Origin of the sequence: Streptosporangium sp. CA-135522 (assembly GCF_050949235.1) — a bacterium.
GTDB lineage: Bacteria > Actinomycetota > Actinomycetes > Streptosporangiales > Streptosporangiaceae > Streptosporangium.
The window spans coordinates 7,929,554-7,946,139 of record NZ_CP192026.1 but is presented as its reverse complement, the minus strand read 5'-3'; the positions used below and the strand labels follow the sequence as shown (position 1 = coordinate 7,946,139).

General features: G+C 71.1%; 19 protein-coding genes and 1 tRNA gene. 15 read left to right on the top strand and 5 right to left on the bottom strand.

Annotated elements, in window-relative coordinates:
- Positions 1–6: 6 nt before the first annotated feature.
- The 4 genes from ACQPYK_RS37515 (at position 7) to ACQPYK_RS37500 (ending at position 4,351) form a co-directional block, all read left to right on the top strand.
- Positions 7–1,296 carry a glutamate-5-semialdehyde dehydrogenase gene (locus ACQPYK_RS37515; protein ID WP_433242143.1) on the top strand — a complete coding sequence of 430 codons (1,290 nt, stop codon included), beginning with the start codon at positions 7–9 and terminating at the stop codon, positions 1,294–1,296.
- Positions 1,297–1,454: 158 nt separating this feature from the next.
- A complete protein-coding gene (locus ACQPYK_RS37510; RefSeq protein WP_433242140.1) occupies positions 1,455–1,646 on the top strand; it encodes a hypothetical protein in 192 nt (63 codons plus the stop codon).
- Complete coding sequence (locus ACQPYK_RS37505) at positions 1,643–2,419, top strand: DoxX family membrane protein (protein ID WP_433242138.1); 777 nt, start codon at positions 1,643–1,645, stop codon at positions 2,417–2,419. The genes ACQPYK_RS37510 and ACQPYK_RS37505 overlap by 4 nt, the downstream gene beginning before the upstream one ends.
- A gap of 153 nt (positions 2,420–2,572) precedes the next feature.
- Complete coding sequence (locus tag ACQPYK_RS37500; protein WP_433242135.1) at positions 2,573–4,351, top strand: protein kinase domain-containing protein; 1,779 nt, start codon at positions 2,573–2,575, stop codon at positions 4,349–4,351.
- A 64-nt stretch (positions 4,352–4,415) separates the two neighbouring features.
- Here ACQPYK_RS37500 and ACQPYK_RS37495 read toward each other — a convergent pair whose 3' ends face one another.
- A complete protein-coding gene (locus tag ACQPYK_RS37495; RefSeq protein ID WP_433242132.1) occupies positions 4,416–5,441 on the bottom strand; it encodes a M48 family metallopeptidase in 1,026 nt (341 codons plus the stop codon).
- 74 nt (positions 5,442–5,515) lie between these two features.
- Here ACQPYK_RS37495 and nadD point away from each other — a divergent pair, with 74 nt between their 5' ends.
- From nadD to ACQPYK_RS37475, 4 genes are all read left to right on the top strand, one after another.
- Positions 5,516–6,136: a nicotinate-nucleotide adenylyltransferase gene (nadD, locus tag ACQPYK_RS37490; RefSeq protein WP_433242129.1), complete on the top strand. Its 621-nt coding sequence runs from the start codon at positions 5,516–5,518 to the stop codon at positions 6,134–6,136.
- Between the two features lie 139 nt (positions 6,137–6,275).
- Positions 6,276–6,683: a ribosome silencing factor gene (gene rsfS, locus ACQPYK_RS37485; RefSeq protein ID WP_012893678.1), complete on the top strand. Its 408-nt coding sequence runs from the start codon at positions 6,276–6,278 to the stop codon at positions 6,681–6,683.
- A complete protein-coding gene (locus ACQPYK_RS37480; RefSeq protein WP_433242126.1) occupies positions 6,680–7,312 on the top strand; it encodes a histidine phosphatase family protein in 633 nt (210 codons plus the stop codon). The genes rsfS and ACQPYK_RS37480 overlap by 4 nt, the downstream gene beginning before the upstream one ends.
- Before the next feature lie 124 nt (positions 7,313–7,436).
- Positions 7,437–7,509: transfer RNA gene (locus ACQPYK_RS37475), tRNA-Ala, on the top strand.
- Between the two features lie 36 nt (positions 7,510–7,545).
- Here the strand turns inward: ACQPYK_RS37475 and ACQPYK_RS37470 are convergent.
- Positions 7,546–8,622 carry a helix-turn-helix transcriptional regulator gene (locus ACQPYK_RS37470; protein ID WP_433242124.1) on the bottom strand — a complete coding sequence of 359 codons (1,077 nt, stop codon included), beginning with the start codon at positions 8,620–8,622 and terminating at the stop codon, positions 7,546–7,548.
- Positions 8,623–8,694: 72 nt separating this feature from the next.
- Here ACQPYK_RS37470 and ACQPYK_RS37465 point away from each other — a divergent pair, with 72 nt between their 5' ends.
- On the top strand, positions 8,695–9,144 hold the full coding sequence (locus ACQPYK_RS37465; protein WP_433242121.1) for a hypothetical protein: 450 nt from the start codon (positions 8,695–8,697) through the stop codon (positions 9,142–9,144).
- Between the two features lie 75 nt (positions 9,145–9,219).
- Here the strand turns inward: ACQPYK_RS37465 and ACQPYK_RS37460 are convergent, their stop codons facing one another.
- Both ACQPYK_RS37460 and ACQPYK_RS37455 read right to left on the bottom strand, forming a co-directional pair.
- Positions 9,220–10,560: a HAMP domain-containing sensor histidine kinase gene (locus tag ACQPYK_RS37460; RefSeq protein WP_433242118.1), complete on the bottom strand. Its 1,341-nt coding sequence runs from the start codon at positions 10,558–10,560 to the stop codon at positions 9,220–9,222.
- Positions 10,557–11,234: a response regulator transcription factor gene (locus tag ACQPYK_RS37455; protein ID WP_433242115.1), complete on the bottom strand. Its 678-nt coding sequence runs from the start codon at positions 11,232–11,234 to the stop codon at positions 10,557–10,559. Before ACQPYK_RS37455 ends, ACQPYK_RS37460 begins: the two co-directional genes overlap by 4 nt.
- Before the next feature lie 50 nt (positions 11,235–11,284).
- On the opposite strand from ACQPYK_RS37455, the gene ACQPYK_RS37450 reads away from it, so the two are divergent.
- Positions 11,285–11,938, top strand: coding sequence for a hypothetical protein (locus ACQPYK_RS37450; RefSeq protein WP_433242112.1), 654 nt, complete (start codon positions 11,285–11,287; stop codon positions 11,936–11,938).
- Between the two features lie 62 nt (positions 11,939–12,000).
- Here ACQPYK_RS37450 and ACQPYK_RS37445 read toward each other — a convergent pair whose 3' ends face one another.
- On the bottom strand, positions 12,001–12,498 hold the full coding sequence (locus ACQPYK_RS37445) for a DUF523 domain-containing protein (protein WP_433242109.1): 498 nt from the start codon (positions 12,496–12,498) through the stop codon (positions 12,001–12,003).
- Between the two features lie 86 nt (positions 12,499–12,584).
- Between ACQPYK_RS37445 and ACQPYK_RS37440 the strand changes: the two genes are divergently transcribed.
- From ACQPYK_RS37440 to ACQPYK_RS37420, 5 genes are all read left to right on the top strand, one after another.
- The gene (locus ACQPYK_RS37440) at positions 12,585–12,947 is read left to right on the top strand and encodes a hypothetical protein (RefSeq protein ID WP_433242107.1); all 363 of its coding nucleotides are present in this window, start codon (positions 12,585–12,587) and stop codon (positions 12,945–12,947) included.
- Positions 12,944–13,324, top strand: coding sequence for a hypothetical protein (locus tag ACQPYK_RS37435; protein ID WP_433242104.1), 381 nt, complete (start codon positions 12,944–12,946; stop codon positions 13,322–13,324). Before ACQPYK_RS37440 ends, ACQPYK_RS37435 begins: the two co-directional genes overlap by 4 nt.
- A gap of 59 nt (positions 13,325–13,383) precedes the next feature.
- The gene (locus tag ACQPYK_RS37430) at positions 13,384–14,076 is read left to right on the top strand and encodes an SRPBCC family protein (RefSeq protein ID WP_433242101.1); all 693 of its coding nucleotides are present in this window, start codon (positions 13,384–13,386) and stop codon (positions 14,074–14,076) included.
- 181 nt (positions 14,077–14,257) lie between these two features.
- Positions 14,258–15,487, top strand: a complete 1,230-nt coding sequence (locus tag ACQPYK_RS37425; RefSeq protein WP_433242098.1) for a CynX/NimT family MFS transporter — start codon at positions 14,258–14,260, stop codon at positions 15,485–15,487.
- Positions 15,488–15,616: 129 nt separating this feature from the next.
- The gene (locus tag ACQPYK_RS37420; RefSeq protein WP_433242095.1) at positions 15,617–16,471 is read left to right on the top strand and encodes a metal-dependent hydrolase; all 855 of its coding nucleotides are present in this window, start codon (positions 15,617–15,619) and stop codon (positions 16,469–16,471) included.
- Positions 16,472–16,586 lie beyond the last annotated feature (115 nt).

Sequence of the window (16,586 nt, the reverse complement as noted above, 5' to 3'; positions counted from 1 at the left end):
CGCGAGATGTCCGAGGACTTCCTGAAGGTAGCCCTGGCGGCTAAAGAGGCCGCCGCCGAGCTGGCCCCGCTGCCGAGGGCCCCGAAGGACGCCGCGCTCCGGGTGATCGCCGACGCGCTGGTGGCCCGGTCCGCGGAGATCGTCACGGCCAACGCGCTCGATGTGGAGAAGGCTCGGGAGGGCGGCGTCTCCGAATACATGATCGACCGGCTCCGGCTCGACGAGGCCCGGGTCGCGGCCATCGCGGAGGCGGTCCGTCAGGTCGCCGACCTGCCCGACCCGGTGGGCGAGGTGATCCGGGGCGGCACGCTGCCCAACGGCCTTGAGCTGCGCCAGCTCCGGGTGCCGCTCGGCGTGATCGGCATCATCTACGAGGGCCGTCCCAACGTGACCGTCGACGCCGCCGCCCTCTGCCTGAAGAGCGGCAACGCCACCCTGTTGCGCGGTTCGTCCAGCGCCTACGAATCGAACACGGTACTGGTCAGGATCATGCAGGACGCGCTGGCCGGCACCGAGGTGCCGGCGGGAGCGGTGCAGCTGGTGCCCGGCCAGACCCGTGACTCGGTCAAGCAGCTCATGCGGGCCCGCGGTCTGGTGGACGTGCTGATCCCGCGCGGCGGGGCCTCTCTGATCAACTCGGTGGTCGAGGAGTCCACGGTCCCGGTAATCGAGACCGGCGTCGGCAACTGCCACGTCTACGTCGACGCCGACGCCGACCAGGATCTGGCGATCGAGATCCTGCTCAACGCCAAGGTCCAGCGGCCCTCGGTGTGCAACGCCGCGGAGACGTTCCTGGTGCACGCCGCGGTGGCCGACGCCTTCGTGCCGCGCGCACTGGCCGCGCTGGCCGCCGAAGGCGTGACGGTGCACGGCGACGCCCGGATCGCGGCCTACGGCGACGTGGTGCCGGCCGGCGAGGAGGACTTCGGCACCGAATACCTCTCGCTGGACATCGCCGCCGCCGTGGTCGACTCGCTGGAGGAGGCGGTCGCGCACATCAGGAAGTACGGCTCGGGCCACACCGACGCGATCGTCACCCGCTCGGTCACCGCGTCCCGCAGGTTCGTCGCGCTGGTCGACTCCGCGGCCGTGGCGGTCAACGCCTCGACCAGGTTCACCGACGGCGGTGAGTTCGGCTTCGGTGCGGAGATCGGCATCTCCACCCAGAAGCTGCACGCCCGCGGTCCCATGGGTCTGCCCGAGCTGACCTCCACCAAGTGGGTCTACACCGGCGAGGGGCATCTGCGCACCGATGCCGGCACGGTCATCGCCTCGCGTGAGGCCGGCGACAGGTAGGCGAGGAGCGGGGGCACGCGCCCGTGAAGGCACTTCCGCGCCACCACCGGACCGGCGTCACACCGGAGCCGCCGGTCCGGTCATCGCGCCATGCGTCACTGAACGTAGTAGCGTGTCGCTCCGAGTAATCACGGTCGCCTGCGGTTTGACTGGACTTCATGGAAATCGTGGTTGCGTTCCTGTTCGTCGTCGTTGTGCTGTTCGGCCTCGACCGCATGATGCTGTGGCTGGAGCGCCGAGGGCATGTGAACTGGCGACGCACCGGCCGCCGGAGGCTGTCGGCCGAACCCGCCGCCGAGCTGGACAGCCTGCTCACCAATCCCTCCCGCGAGCGCGCGCGCCGGCCATGAGACGTTTCCTGTACGACCTGGCCGCGCTGATCGCGCGGATCGCCCTTGGCGTCATCTTCATCGCACACGGATTGCAGAAGCTCACCAGCGGGGGCCTCGACGGCACCACCGCCATGTTCGCCTCCTCGGGTGTGCCGTTGCCCCGGCTGGCCGCCGGGTTCTCCATGGCCGTCGAACTGGGCGGGGGCGTCCTGCTCATCCTGGGCCTGTTGACCCCGATCATCGCCTTCCTGCTGGCCGTGGACATGATCGGCGCTTTCGTCTTCGTCCATATGCGCCACGGCGTGTTCGCGTCCGAGCTGGTCGCCGCACTGGGCTCGGCCGCGCTGCTGCTGGCCGCCGCGGGCGCGGGCCGGTTCAGCCTGGACCACCTGATCTTCGGCCAACGAGAGGAACGTCGCCGGGCGGCGGAGAACGCCCCGGCCTACGTCCCGCCCATCGCGGCCGAGCCGCTACCGCGGATCTCGCCGACCCCGGCCGAATCACAGCCACCGGCCGAATCACAGCCACCGGCCGAATCACAGCCACCGGCCGAATCACAGCCACCGGCCGAGTCGCAGCCACCGGCCGAGTCGCAGCCACCGGCCGGGCAGGAGGCATCGGCCGCGCGGGAGCCGCGGTCATCGGCCACGGAGGAACCGCGTCCGCCGATCCCGCCGGCCGGCACCCCGGCCGAGCCGCCGGACACCGGGCCGCCGGACACCGGGCCGCCGGACACCGGGTCTCGCCCCGGACCGCGAGACACCGAGCCCCCGCCGCCCCCGTCACGCTGATCTCTGCGCGGAGTACGGCGCGCCGCCGGAAATTCGTCACCCCTGCCCGCTATGGTGTTGTCTCCTATGGCTGGAGGGCAGGGAAGCGAGCGGTAGCGAGCGACCCGACAGGCACAGCGGTCTTGGACCTATGTGGCCGACGCAGGAGGTCACGTGGGTCGTCTCGGGCGCGTCGGCCCCTACACGTTGGCGGAACGCCTTGGCCGGGGCGGCATGGGCGAGGTCTACCTCGCCACCAACCGCCGAGGCGAGTGCGTCGCGCTGAAGATGCTCCACGACGTCGTCGACGCCGACTCGGAGGCCCGAATACGCCTGGAGCGCGAGGTCCGCGCTCTCCGCAGGGTCGAGAGCCCTTATGTCGCCCGCGTCGTCGACGCCGATCTCGCCTGCGAGCGGCCCTACCTGGTCATGGAGCACATCGAGGGAGACACCCTCCTGGACCGGGTACGGCGCGGCGGTCCGCTCCAGGGGACCGACCTGGTGACCCTCGCCCAGGGGCTGGCCACGGCACTGTCGATCATCCACGCGGCCGGAGTCGTCCATCGCGATCTCAAGCCCGCCAACGTGCTGATCACCGCCGATGGCGAGCCCGTCCTGATCGACTTCGGCATCGCCCAGGTCCTGGACGCCACCCGGCTCACCCTGACCGGCACCTTCCTCGGCACCCCGAGCTATGCCGCCCCCGAGCTCTTCGTGGACGAGCCCGTGGGCGAGCCCGCCGACGTGCACGCCTGGGCGGCCACGGTGGCCTTCGCCGCGACCGGCCGTCCCACCTTCGGCCGTGGCACGGTGGAAGCGCAGATGTACGCCATCCTCAACGGCCAGGCCGACCTCGCCGGCATCCCCGCGGCGCTGCTCCCCCTGATCCGGGCGGCTCTTCACCGCGAGGCGGCGAAACGCCCCACCGCGGCGCTCCTGGCCGCGCGCCTGACCCGTCTCGCCCGTGCCACCTCACCTGAGCCGGCGCCCTCGCAGAGAGGCGGGCCGATCGCGGACAAGAGCGCCTCCACCATGCCGAAGAAGCCGGAGGCCCGGACCAAGCCGGGAACCAAGGTGGAGGAGCCCCCGCGGAACGGCCGTCCGGCCGCCAAGGCGGGCGAGCCCGACCGTGGCGCGCGCTCGGCGGCGGGTGCGGACGGAATGCCGCGTGGTGGCCGGACGGCCGCCGCGGTCGCCGGCGAGCCGCCACGGTCCGGACGGTCGGCCACCGGCACGGACGGGGCCGCACGCGGCGCGCGTCCGGCCGCGGGTGCGGACGGAGCGTCCCGAGGCGGCCGGGCGGCCTCCGGGACGGGCGAGTCGTCCCGCGGAGCACGGCCGGTGCCCGGGGGATCGGGAGCCAAGCCCGTCCGGGCGATGCCCAGAGGACGGCAGCCGGACGGCGCGGAGGTCGCGGCGGGCGGCAGGGGCGGACCGCTGCCCACGGGGGGCGCGGCGCTGATGCTGCTGGCCGTACTGGCCGTGCCGTGCGTGGTGGCCACGGTCATCTGGCCGCTGGCCACCTTCGCCGTCACCGGGCTCTTCGCCGTCCTGGCCCGCACGATCTGGGCCGGGCACTGGCTGGTCAGAAAGCGCAAGTCGACCAGGACGCGAGGCCTGCTGCGCGTCGTGAGCTTCCCGGCGACCTTCACGGTGTCGCTGCTGACCGCGCTGGCCTGGCCGGGACTGCCGGCGGCCGGGCTCGCCGGCCTGGTGCTGTGGCTGGTCCTCGGGGCGTCGTTACCACCGGAGTGGTGGCTGCGGCCCGCTCCGGTCGCCGTCGCCGGCATCGTGTTCGGCGTCGTCTGCGGCGGGATCATCGGTCGCGAGGTCGAGCGGATCAGCTCCGAGATTCCCGAGTTGCGCAAGGAGGGCCTGCGGGCGCTCGCCGTGCTGGGGGGATTCGTCGCCCTGTGCGCGGCGGCGGTGCAGGCGGTCGCCCTCCTGGCCTGATGACCGGCGCCCCGCTGTTGAAAAGGTCCAGAAGAGATTTTCTGGACCTTTTCCTGGACTTCGACTAGTTGCCGTCGCGGCGGGAGAAGCGGTTGAAGATGCGCTCCCCGGCGTTGACCGCGCCCTCGGCCACATCGCGCAGCACGCCGATGAAGGGGTCCTGGGACTGCGACCAGGATTCGCGGTAGGAGCGGGCGGCGGCCCTGACCTCCTCGGAGATCTTGGCGTTGGAGTCGTCGGCGCGGCGGGGGTAGGTGCCGCCGATGATCGTTTCGTACTCGCCGCTGCGGCGCCACTTGTCCAGCTCGGCGACCCGGGAGACCGCGAACGGGTGGGTGGTGCCCAGCAGGTTGAGGACCTTGAGCAGGCCGTCACGGACGTCGCCCGCCGTGTCGTACTCGCGTGCCTGGTCAAGGAAGGCCTCGATGTTCATCTCGTGCAGGCGCGACCCGCCGGCGAGCTTCATCAGAGCGCGCAGCGCGGCGTCGGGGTCCTGGCCGCAGAGCAGGCCACCGCGGTCGGCGGAGAGCTCGGACTTGCGGTGCCACTCCTCCAGGCCGGCGACGATCGCGCGCAGGCCGATGTAGCCGAGCGGGATCCAGGCCACCCGCGTGGCCAGGCGGGTGAGGATGTCCAGCATGGTGCGGTAGACCGCGTGACCGGACAGGATGTGCGCGGTCTCGTGACCGATGACGAAACGCTGCTCCTCCTCGTCCATCAGGTCGAGCAGGCCGGTGGAGACGACGATGAACGGATCGTCGAAGCCGATCGCCTTGGCCTGGGCCAGCGGGCTCTGCTGGACGTAGATCTCGGGGATGCGGTGCAGGTCGAGGGTGTATGCGGCGTCGCGGCCCATGTCGTGCAGGGCGCGGAACTGGGTGTCGCTGGTGCGTACGGCCGAGGCGAGGTGGATCAGGCGCAGGCGGCGCTCGCTGATCAGTCCGGACATCTGCTTGAGCACCGTGTCGAATCCGCTGAGCGAGCGCAGGGCGACCAGCGCCGACCGGTCAGCGGGATGTTCGTAGGCACGTGAGCTGATTCCGGGAAGCTGCACGCGGTTGCGATCCGGGGTGGTGGTCATGTCCGGCATGCTACGTCGGGTCCGCCTGGCACGCGCGGGGGGTGAATAAAAGCCGTGTACGGCTTACGCGTATGGTCCGTTCCATGATGAACGCGCCTACCGGCCAAGGAAAGCGACGTCTGGGCGTCATGGGCGGCACCTTCGACCCGATTCACCACGGGCATCTGGTGGCCGCCAGCGAGGTCGCACACCACTTCGACCTCGACGAGGTGGTCTTCGTACCGACCGGGCGCCCGTGGCAGAAGGCCGACAAGACGGTCTCGGCGCCCGAGGACCGTTACCTGATGACGGTCATCGCGACCGCGTCCAATCCGCGTTTCTCGGTGAGCCGGGTGGACATCGACCGCCCCGGGCCGACGTTCACCATCGACACCCTGCGGGAGATCGCCGCCTCCTGGGGGCCGGATGTCGAGCTGTACTTCATCACCGGAGCCGACGCTCTCGCCCAGATCCTGAGCTGGCGCGACGTCGAAGAGCTGTTCACCATCGCCCATTTCGTCGGCGCCACCAGGCCCGGCCACCACCTGCACGATCCGGGCCTGCCGGAGGGCAAGGTCAGCCTGCTGGAGATTCCGGCGCTGTCCATCTCGTCCTCGGAATGCCGGGAGCGGGTCGCCTCCGGACAGCCCATCTGGTATCTCGTGCCTGACGGTATCGTTCAGTACATCAACAAACGCGGTCTCTACCGCTATGTGAGCCCCTGACCGGGTCGCCAATTCGTTTGCGGCGCGGAATCGGGTGGCACACGATAGGCGTTGTACCTATGGCGCGCCTCTTCAACGAGCGCCCGATCGGGCACCCTGATAGGTGACAGCGCCGACTACAGGAGGACTAACCGACACCGTGACCGCAACCGACAGATCCGTCCAGCTCGTCAGGCTCGCCGCCGAGGCCGCCGCGGACAAGCTGGCCGATGACATTCTCGCCTACGACGTGAGCGAGCAGCTCGTCATCACCGACGCCTTCCTGCTCTGCTCCGCCACCAACGACCGCCAGGTTCGCGCCATCGTCGATGAAATCGAGGACCGGCTGCGGATCGAGGCCGACGCCAAGCCCGTTCGCCGTGAGGGCGAGCGTGAGGGCCGCTGGGTGCTCCTGGACTACATCGACATCGTCGTGCACGTCCAGCACGAGGAGGACCGCACCTTCTACGCTCTTGAGCGCCTGTGGAAGGACTGCCCTTCCATCGCGTTGCCGGACAGCGTGCGGCAGGCCGCCGCCCAACGTGCCCGTGAAGCGGTAACTGAGTGAGTCGCCGTATCGTCTGCCTGAGGCATGGCCAGACTCTGTGGAACGTCGAGCACCGCTTCCAGGGCCACAGCGACATCCCGCTGGACGAGACCGGCATGGCGCAGGCGACCCGTGCCGCCTCGCTGCTGGCGGCCCTCCGCCCCAGCATGATCGTCTCCTCTGACCTCCAGCGGGCGCTGGACACCGCCTCGGCGCTGGGCCGCCTCACCGGCCTGGACGTGACCGTCGACAAGGACCTGCGCGAGCGCGGCGGTGGCGAGTGGGAGGGCCTCACCCGCGAGGAGATCTCCGCCAACTGGCCTCGCGAGTTCGTCGCCTGGGAGGCTCCGGGCGGTGAACAGGTTACCGACGTCGCCGAACGGGTGTCGTCGTCGATCCGCCGCTGGGCGGCCGAGCTCGATCCCGACGGCCTTCTGGTGGTCGCCTCCCACGGGGCGGCGATCCGGCTCGGCATCGCCAAGCTGATGGGCCTGCCGGAGGAGCTCTGGCCCGCTCTGGGCGGGCTGGGAAACTGCTCCTGGTCGGTGCTGGAGGAAGGCCGCAAGGGGTGGCGCCTGCTCGAGCACAACGCCGGAACCCTGCCCGAGCCGGTCCAGAGCGACGACAGTCCCGAAGCCACGGAAGATTGATTCCGTGCTACGGCTTGCGCCCGAGATGACGGGCGCGAGCCGTGCGGTCGTCGATTAGGTGAACGTGCGGGTGTCCCTATATGCTTCCGAAGCGCCGCAACGAGAGCACTCGGAGCGGTGACCAGGGGCTATGGCGCAGCTGGTAGCGCGCCTCCATGGCATGGAGGAGGTCTGGGGTTCGAATCCCCATAGCTCCACCTACAAGCCGCCCTTGATCTGCTGTAACAAGCAGATCAAGGGCGGTTTTCGTGGTTTCGGGCGTTGCCCGCCGGGGCGCCGCCGGTGCGAAGGCGGCGTCTTTCTCCCCGCCGGGGACGGATCTCCTCCTCCCCGGCCGGCCCGTCATGGAGCCGTACCAGGGCTCTGGCGGTCTCCGCCACGAGGTCGCGGAGCCCGACGGGGGAGACGACCTCCACGTCGGCCCCGAACCGCAGAAACTCGCTCAGGGCATGTTCGAACGTCTCGATGGGGACCGTGATCTGCGTCCAGCCGTCCCTGCCGGGAGGCTCCGCGGTGGCCTCGGCCGCCCGTAGGAGAGCCGGCCGGTCCATGTCGGGCAGGCGCTCCATCCCGCGTGGTGAGAGCCGGATGACGGCCTCGCCCCGGCGCAGGCGGGCCTCGAACTCCTCCAGGGAGTTTTTCCAGTGGGCGGCCAGATCGAAGCCGGCGGGCCGGGTGAAGGTCTCCGGGAGGGCGCGCAGTTTCAGGATCTGGGAGATCCGGTAGGTGCGCACGTTCTCGCCGCTGCGCGCCACGAGGTACCAGTGGCCCGCTTTGAGCACCAGGCCGTACGGTTCCAGCGTGCGGACCACTTCCTTGGGAGCTTTCCAGCGGCGGTAGCGGATCTCCAGGCGCCGCTCGTTCCACACCGCGTCGGCGACCGTCGTCAGGTGCGGAGTCTCGTCGGCGCCGTGGTACCAGTTCGGCGCGTCGAGGTGGAAGCGCTCCTGGATCCGCCCGGCCCGTTCCCGGAGCGCGGGCGGGAGCGCGGCCGTGAGCTTGAGCCGGGCGGCCGCCACCGCCGATCCGAGGCCCAGTTCGGCGGCGGGCCCCGGCATCCCGGTGAGGAACATCGACTCCGCCTCCTGCGAGGTCAGGCCGGTGAGCCGGGTGTGGTAGCCGTCGAGCAGCCGGTAGCCGCCCGAGGGCCCGGCGTCGCCGTACAGGGGGATGCCGGCCGAGTGGAGCGACTCCACGTCCCGGTAGACGGTCCGGACGGAGACCTCCAGCTCCGCCGCCAGTTCCTGGGCGGTCATCCGGCCCCGGGTCTGCAGCAGCATCAGGAGAGAGAGGAGCCGGCTCGCACGCACGTACGGATTATTTCCAAAAATTCTGAAAAACACTGACAGAAGGTGTCGGTGATCCCGGCCTAGCCTCCGGGCATGGACGACTTCGACTTCCTCATCGGCACCTGGACCGTGGCCAACCGCAGGCTCGTCGAACCGCTCGTCGGCTGTACCGAATGGGAGGAGTTCCCGGCCACCTCGATCGCCCGCCCCGTGTTCGGCGGTGCGGCCAACCTCGACGAGATCACCTTTCCGACCAGGGAGTTCTCCGGCCTCACCCTGCGGCTGTTCGACGTCAAGCGCGAGGAGTGGTCGCTTCACTGGGCCAGCAGCCGGACCGGAACGCTGTTCCCGCCGGCCGTGGGCCGCTTCACCGGCGGCAGGGGAGAGTTCTACGGGGACGACATCTACGAGGGCGCCCCGATCAGGGTCCGCCTCGTCTGGTCGGAGATCACGCCCGTCTCGGCCCGCTGGGAGCAGGCCTTCTCCGCCGACGGCGAGAGGACCTGGGAGACCAACTGGATCATGGAGCTCACCAGGGCGTAGAAGGGGCGCGGCCGTCGCGAGGACCTGCCGTTCCTCAGGCGGGGCGCGATTCGAGACGGAAACGGCCCGGCCGGTTCATCGCGGCCTGTCGCGGCGTGGCCAACGGCCGCCGACCGGCCGCCGCATCCCACGCGGGACGCGCTCGCTCCGGTCGGTGCGAAACCACAGCTGCACGCTGGCACCCCCCAAAGAGGAGGCGTCGATCCGCAACCAGCCGCCGGACGACTCGGCGAGCTGGCGGGCGATGTCGAGCCCGAGCCCGGTGGACCCCGAGCCGCTGGCCCCGCGGCGCAGGGCCGTCTCGGGATCGGGGATGCCCGGCCCCGCGTCGGCGATCAGGACGCCCACGGTGCCGGCGCCCTGGTGCAGGGTCACCGTGAACGCCGTGCCCTCGGGGGTGTGCCGGAAGACGTTGCCCAGCAGCGCGTCCACCACCGCGCTGAGCTCGGTCGCCGCGACGGGGACGCGGGCCGGCTCCGAGGCGCCGATCAGCTGCCACGGACGCTGCTGGTCCTCGGCCAGGGCGGACCAGAAGGTCAGCCGCTCGCGCAGCACGTGGGCGGCGTCGCAGGAGACGGACTCCGGCGCGCGGGAGGGCCGCCGGGCCGCCGCGATGATCTGGTCCACCTCGGACTCCAGCCGGGCCAGGGCCTGACGGCTCTGCTCGGCCTCCGGCCCCAGGTTGTCCAGGCTGAGCCGTAGCGCGGTGAGCGGGGTCCGCAGCCGGTGTGACAGATCGGCGACCATCTCCCGCTCGGCGGCCAGGAGCCGGACGACCCGGTCGGCCATGGTGTTGAACGCCTCCCCGGCCGACACCAGCTCCGGTGGGCCCTCGGGTTCGATGCGGACGCTGAGATCCCCGGCGCCCAGCGCGCCGGCGGCCCGGCCGAGCCGCTGGGTGGAGCGCACCACCCGCACCCCCAGCCGGTCGGCGACCAGCACCGAGCCGGCGACGAGCACCACCGCGACTCCGGTCAGCGTCGCCCATGACTTGGTGACGCCTCGGGTGAGGTCGCCGGCGGGCACGAAGATCTCGATGACCACGGTCCGGCCGCCGTCCAGGGCGACCGGGCGCAGCAGCAGATAGCCGGTGCCGATCTGCGTGGTCACGGCCCGGGTCAGCCGGGAGGCCGTGGCCAGGCTCTCGGCCGATGCCCGCACGGTGCCCACCGAGCCGCCGTCGGGGAGGTGGACCGCGATCCGGTCGCCCGCTCCGGTGCTGAGCAGCGCGTGGGTCAGCCGGGCCGGATCCACCGTGATGGCCAGCACGGGAACCAGCGCCGACGCCTGCCGTTCGGCCTCGGCCATGGCCCGGCCATGGGCGATCTCCCTGACGATGAGCCCGAGCGGGATCAGGAAGGCGAGGGCGATCATCGATGCCCCGGCGACGGCGAGCAGGGCCAGGGTCCGTCTCACGAGGGTGTGATCAGCATGACGCCGACGCCGCGGACGGTGTGCAGGTAACGAGGGTCGGAGGCGCTTTCGCCGAGCTTGCGTCGCAGCCACGACAGATGGACGTCGATGGTCTGGTCATCGCCGTAGGACTGCTGCCATACCTCGGCCAGCAGTTCCTTGCGGGGGACGACCCGGTCGGCACGGGCGGCGAGGTAGGCCAGCAGGTCGAACTCGCGCCTGGTCAGCGTGAGCGGCGCGCCGTCCACGGACGCCTCGCGCCGGTTGAGGTCCACCGAGAGCCCGCCGACGCGCAGCACCGAGGGCGGAGCCGTCGTTCCGACCCGGCGCAGCACGGCCTCCAGCCTGGCGTTCAGGTGGTCTCCGGAGAACGGCTTGACCAGATAGTCGTCGGCGCCGGCCTCCAGCAGACGGACGATCTCCGCCTCGTTGTCCCGGGCCGTGGCCACGATGACCGGGACGGTGGAGACGCTGCGGATCATCTTCAGCGCCTCGGACCCGTCCAGATCGGGCAGGCCGAGATCGAGGATCACCGCGTCCGGAGGGTTCTGGGTGATCTCCCGCAACGCGTCGAGGGCACGCCCGGCGCTGCGTACGGCGTGCTGGCGTCTGCTCAGTTCCTGGATGATCGCGGAACGTACGTAATCGTCGTCTTCCACCACCAGAACCGTTGCCATGTGACGTAACCGTAGTGAACAAAGAGATGTCTGAGGTAATAATTCACTCCATGCGGCAAACGCTTGGTTTCGTGGCGGTGTGGTGTACAGCCACGATTCTGGCGACCTCGGTCGCCTGGCTCGGCGTTCGCGACGTATTACGCAGCGAGGTCTTCGAGGACGCGAAGATCGAGCAGATCAACACTGCGGTCGACCGGATGGGAGTGGCCCCGCCCCCCTCGGGGACGCCGACCGGCCCGGTGGCGGTCCTGGGCACGCCGACCGCCTCGGCGCCTCCGCAGCGGCGCGCCCCGACCCCCCGCGTCACCTCGCAGGCACCCGTCCAGGAAACGATCCGCCCGCGTGCCACCCGCACCTCGCCGAAGGCCGTCTCCATTCCGGTGCGTTCGAAGGAACCGGTGGCCGCCGAGCCGCGGCCGTTCTCGACCGTGCCCGTGCCGGCCCCGTCCGCCGGCGTGCCGGCGCCCGCCACCCTGACGGGCTCCAACGACAACGTCCGGGTCGTGAACGTCCTGGGCGGCTCGGTCTCCTTCGCCATCGAGGGCGGCGCGTGCCGGCTGGTCACCGCCGCGCCCAACGCGGGTTTCGAGGCCAAGGTGTCCCGGGCCGAGGGCTGGATCCGGGTGGACCTGGCCCGGGACGAGCACGGCTCGGCGGTCTTCTGCATCGGCGGGGAGGGCCGGACCGACACCTGGGAGTACTAGAGCGCCGGGACTGCCGGGCATCGGCCGCGGTGGCGACTTTCCCGTTTCCCGGGAGAGGACTCCTAGGCTTCCTCGAGTTCGCGCAGCCGTACCCCGGCGTCGGGGATGTGGTCCTCGGTGAACACCGCGACGCCGTGCAGTTCGAGCAGCGCGGTGGTGACGCCGATGCCGGGCAGACGGCGGCCGCGGAAGGTGCCGTCGTAGATGGTCAGGCTCCCGCAGGAGGGGCTGCCCTCCTTCAGGATCGCCATCCGCACGCCGAGCGACCGGGCGACGGCGAGCGCCGACCGGGCTCCGGTCAGGAACGCCTGCGTGACGTCGGTGCCGTCGGCCGTCAGCACCCGGGCGGCTCCCGCGAGCACCGCCGAGCCTCCGGCGCCGCCCTCGATCTCGGCGGCCGGGCGGGGAACGGGCAGTCCGCCCTCGACCTCCGGGCAGAACGGGACCAGCCGTCCCTCCTGCCGCCAGGTGGCCAGCAGCGCGTCGCCGCTCGTCTTGGCGGCTCCGTCGTAACGGACCTTCCGCCCCATCAGACAGGCACTGACCAGGATCCTTTCCACGGACCCAGCCTATGCGCCGCGAGACGGAGGGCGACCCGGCCGGGCAGTACCCTACTGCTCATGTCCGTCGCCCCTGTGATGTCCCGATGATCGGCCCGCTCGCGACCGGGGTGATCGTGCTGGCGCTGGTGATCCTCCTGGCGGCCATCGTGACCGCCGTACGCGACCGTGCGATGGGGACCGTCCTGCTCGCCGCGCTCGGCGTGCTGGAGCTCGGCCTGCTCGTCCAGGCGGGCTTGGCGATAGCCGGGGTGATCCGCGGCGAGGGGCCGGACGAGACGGCCACCCTCGTCGGCTACCTGGCCGGCACCCTGGTGATCCCGCCGGCCGCGGCGTTCCTGGGGCTCGCCGAGCGCTCGCGCTGGGGAGCGGTCGTGATCGCGGTGGCGGCCTTCGCGATCTGCGTCATGGTCGGGAGACTGCTGCAGATCTGGCAGGGCACGGCATGAGCGGACCGGCGATCGGCAGCGGACCGGGACGCGCGCTGGTGGCGGTCTACGGGGTGTTCGCCCTCGCCGCGGGGGCCCGTGCGGCCGTGCAGATCGCGACGCGGTTCGGCGAGGCCCCGCTGGCCTACTCCCTGTCGGCCTTCGCCGCGGTCGTCTACATCGTGCTCACCGTGGCGCTGGCCCGCGGCGACCGGCGGCTGGCGTTGGCCGCCTGCGGCGTCGAACTGGCGGGGGTGCTCATCGTCGGCACGCTGAGCATGGCGGACCCCGAGGCGTTCCCCCGTGCGACGGTCTGGTCGGGGTACGGCAGCGGCTACGTGTTCATCCCGCTCATCCTGCCGCTCGTCGGCATTTACTGGCTTTTGCGGAGGAGGTAGTTAGGGCCGGATGCTCTCGGGCAGGTCGCTTCCCGAACCCACAACAGGGAGGCAGAGCTGTGAGCACGATCGAACAGTCCGTCGACGTGAACGTCCCGATCCGGACGGCGTACAACCAGTGGACCCAGTTCGAGAGCTTTCCCGAGTTCATGGAAGGCGTCGAGTCGGTCAAGCAACTGAGCGACACCCGTACGGCGTGGGTCGTCGAGATCGCGGGGGTCCGCCGCGAGTTCGAAGCCGACATCACCGAGCAGCACCCCGACGAGCGGGTCGCCTGGACCTCCGTCGACCGGCCGCACCAGGCCGGTGTGGTGACCTTCCATCACCTCGGCCCGGAGATCACGCGGGTCACGCTCCAGATGGAGTACGACCCGGAGGGCTTCGTCGAGACCGTCGGAGACTGGATGCAGATCGTCCGCCTGCGTGTCCGCGGCGATCTGGAGCGTTTCAAGACGTTCATCGAGTCCCGCGGCAACGAGACCGGCGCCTGGCGCGGTGACGTGCCCGGCCCGCAGGACCGTGGCGCGGGCGGCCTGGGCGCCGGTACCGGCGGCGGGAGCCTGGACCTGGAGGACCGTCCCACCGGCGGCACGGGTAGCGGCTACGGCTTCGACGAGCCGGCACCGCCGCGCACCGTCGGCGGCCAGTATCCGCCGGAGTCCCCGCTTCCCCCGCCCGGCAGCGGCCCGCTGCCGCCGGCCGGCCGGCGACCCGGCGAGGAGCTGCCGCCGGCTCCTGGCCCGCGTATCTGACGCTCGCGTCTGACGCGTGATGAAGCCGGGTCACGCCCTGTAAAGGGGGAAGTGGCCCGGCTTTCACGTTGTCAGGGGTTGGCCGGGTCAGGAACAAATCGCCGTTTCAGTCCTGTTACAGTTGGAGTCAGCCAATCATCCTACGATTGGGTGAATCAATTAGAGGAGGACTGAACCCCCCATGACCGTGCTCACCCAGCAGACACGGGGCCGCACCGGTGGAACGACGGGATCCCTGGCCTGGTTGCTCGTGGCGGGCATCATCCTCGCCGCGCTGAACCTGCGCACCGCCGTCACGAGCGTGGGGCCGGTCCTCGACCACATCTCCTCCGGCCTCGGCATGTCGGGGGTGGGGGTCGGGCTCCTCACCACACTACCCGTCCTCATCTTCGCCTCGGTCGGCGCGATGACGCCGACTCTGGCCAGGAAGATCGGCGAGCACCGGCTGCTCCTGCTCGCCCTCGTCACCCTCGGCGCGGGTCTGCTGGTTCGGGCGATGGTGGGCTCGGCGGGAGTGTTCCTGTTCAGCAGCGCCCTGGCGCTGTCGGGGGGCGCGGTGGGCAACGTGCTCATCCCCACCCTGATCAAGCGTCACTTCCCGGGCAGGGCCGGGACCATGACCACCGTCTACACCACCGCGCTCGCGGTGGGCACGATGCTCGCGGCCGCCGCGACCGTGCCCATCGAGCGCGCCGCCGACGGCAACTGGCACGTTGCCCTCGGGGTGTGGGCGGCGCTGGCCGCCGTGGCCGCCATTCCGTGGCTTGCGCTGTTGCGCAATGAGCCGGAGCGGGACACGGGCAGCAGCGATCTCGGACCCCGGACCCTGGTCCGGAGCAAGCTCGCCTGGTCGGTCGCCGCGTATTTCGGCACGCAGAGCATGGTGGCCTACATCATGTTCGGCTTCCTGCCCAAGATCCTCACCGACGGCGGTTACACCACCGGGCAGGCCGGGCTGGTGCTGGGTGTCTTCACCGCGATCGGCATCCCGGTCTCGATGGTCGTGCCCTGGATCGCCTCGAAGTTCGCCGACCAGCGCCCCGTGGTGGCCGCCTTCGTGGTCTTCTACACGATCGGCTTCCTCGGTCTCTGGCTGGCCCCCGCCGGGCTGGCCTGGGCGTTCGCAGTGCTGGTCGGCATCGGGATGGGATCCTTCCCGCTGGCGCTGACCATGCTCGCCCTGCGCACCCGCACCCCCGAGGCCACCGCCGCGCTGTCCGCCTTCGGGCAGAGCGCCGGATATCTCATCGCGGGCGCCGGCCCCCTGGTCGTGGGCGTGATGCACGAGTCGACCGGCGGCTGGACGCTGCCGTTCCTGCTCCTGTTCGCGGTGATCGGGGTGCAGTTCGTGACCGGCTGGTACGCGGGCCGCTCCCGCTACCTGGAGGACGAGCGGGTCCTCGCCGGCTGACCCTCCCCCTCCCCGGTCGCGGCTGACCCCCCTCCCCGGTCGCGGCTGACGTCCCTTCCGGCCTGAGTCGTCCCAGTACGGCTTGCGTCCCTTCGGGGGCGGCGCAAGCCGTACTGGCATGATGAGGGGATGAAAATCGGTGGATCGACTCTGGTCAGCTACCCGGCAGGTGAGGTTCGGGGACGTTCGGCGGTCGTGGGGGCCGTGCCGGTGGGGGACCGGTACGGAACGATCGTGGCCGAGACCCCGTTCCACCCGCTGGACCACACCTGGCCGGACCAGCCCGCCGACGTGGGGACGATCGGCGGCCTGACGGTCGTCGACTGCGTGACCGGAGCCGTGGCCGAGGACGAGGGCGAAAGCGAGCGGAGCGTCCATCTGGGCGAGGACATCCCGGTGCGCCGGGGCACCCCCGGCTGGAGCTGGCTGGTCGTCCACGTCACCGACGCGCCGGTGCCGGGTGAAGAGGTCGAGCTGGTGGTGGACGCCGGCAACCGCCGCGCGCTGTCGGCCGGGCACACCGCCTGCCATCTCACCGCGCTCGCGCTCAACGCGGCGCTGGCCGGCCGGTGGCGCAAGGAGCCGGCGGCCGACGGGCTCGGCCATCCCGATTTCGACCAGACGGCCATCACCTCCTCGCGGATCCTGCCGGACGGCAGCCTTGACCTCTACCGCCTGGGCAAATCCCTGCGCCGCAAGGGCTTCACCACCGAGGGGCTGGCGGAGGAGCTGCCGGAGATCGCCCGGCTGGTCAACGACCGGCTCAAGGAGTGGGTCGCGGCCGACGCGCCGGTCTGGATCGACAGCCCCGGTCCCGAGCTGACCGCCCGCCGTACCTGGCGCTGCGGCCTGCCCGACGGCGAGGTCGCCATCCCGTGCGGCGGCACGCACCTGTCGCGAACCTCCGAGCTCGGCTCGGTCACCGCCACCCTGGAGCTTTCCGGCGACGGCTCCGAGCTGACCATGCGCACCAGGGTCGGCTGACCCGCGCGCCGGGCGGGACTTCGCCGGGACCGGGGAAGACCTTCCGGCCGGGGGCGGGCGCCGCGCTCCGGCCGGCTCGCGAAGGGACCGCGCTCCGGCCGGTCCGCGGCAGGCG

Excerpts from the sequence above, each read along its gene's own strand:
- ACQPYK_RS37505 (WP_433242138.1), top strand. The coding sequence starts at position 1,643 with ATGAGACGTTTCCTGTACGACCTGGCCGCGCTGATCGCGCGGATCGCC.
- nadD (WP_433242129.1), top strand. The coding sequence starts at position 5,516 with ATGATGAACGCGCCTACCGGCCAAGGAAAGCGACGTCTGGGCGTCATG.
- ACQPYK_RS37495 (WP_433242132.1), bottom strand. The coding sequence starts at position 5,441 with ATGCCGGACATGACCACCACCCCGGATCGCAACCGCGTGCAGCTTCCC.
- ACQPYK_RS37455 (WP_433242115.1), bottom strand. The coding sequence starts at position 11,234 with ATGGCAACGGTTCTGGTGGTGGAAGACGACGATTACGTACGTTCCGCG.
- ACQPYK_RS37510 (WP_433242140.1), top strand. The coding sequence starts at position 1,455 with ATGGAAATCGTGGTTGCGTTCCTGTTCGTCGTCGTTGTGCTGTTCGGC.
- ACQPYK_RS37465 (WP_433242121.1), top strand. The coding sequence starts at position 8,695 with ATGGACGACTTCGACTTCCTCATCGGCACCTGGACCGTGGCCAACCGC.
- ACQPYK_RS37440 (WP_433242107.1), top strand. The coding sequence starts at position 12,585 with ATGATCGGCCCGCTCGCGACCGGGGTGATCGTGCTGGCGCTGGTGATC.
- ACQPYK_RS37420 (WP_433242095.1), top strand. The coding sequence starts at position 15,617 with ATGAAAATCGGTGGATCGACTCTGGTCAGCTACCCGGCAGGTGAGGTT.
- ACQPYK_RS37515 (WP_433242143.1), top strand. The coding sequence starts at position 7 with ATGTCCGAGGACTTCCTGAAGGTAGCCCTGGCGGCTAAAGAGGCCGCC.
- ACQPYK_RS37435 (WP_433242104.1), top strand. The coding sequence starts at position 12,944 with ATGAGCGGACCGGCGATCGGCAGCGGACCGGGACGCGCGCTGGTGGCG.
- ACQPYK_RS37450 (WP_433242112.1), top strand. The coding sequence starts at position 11,285 with ATGCGGCAAACGCTTGGTTTCGTGGCGGTGTGGTGTACAGCCACGATT.
- ACQPYK_RS37425 (WP_433242098.1), top strand. The coding sequence starts at position 14,258 with ATGACCGTGCTCACCCAGCAGACACGGGGCCGCACCGGTGGAACGACG.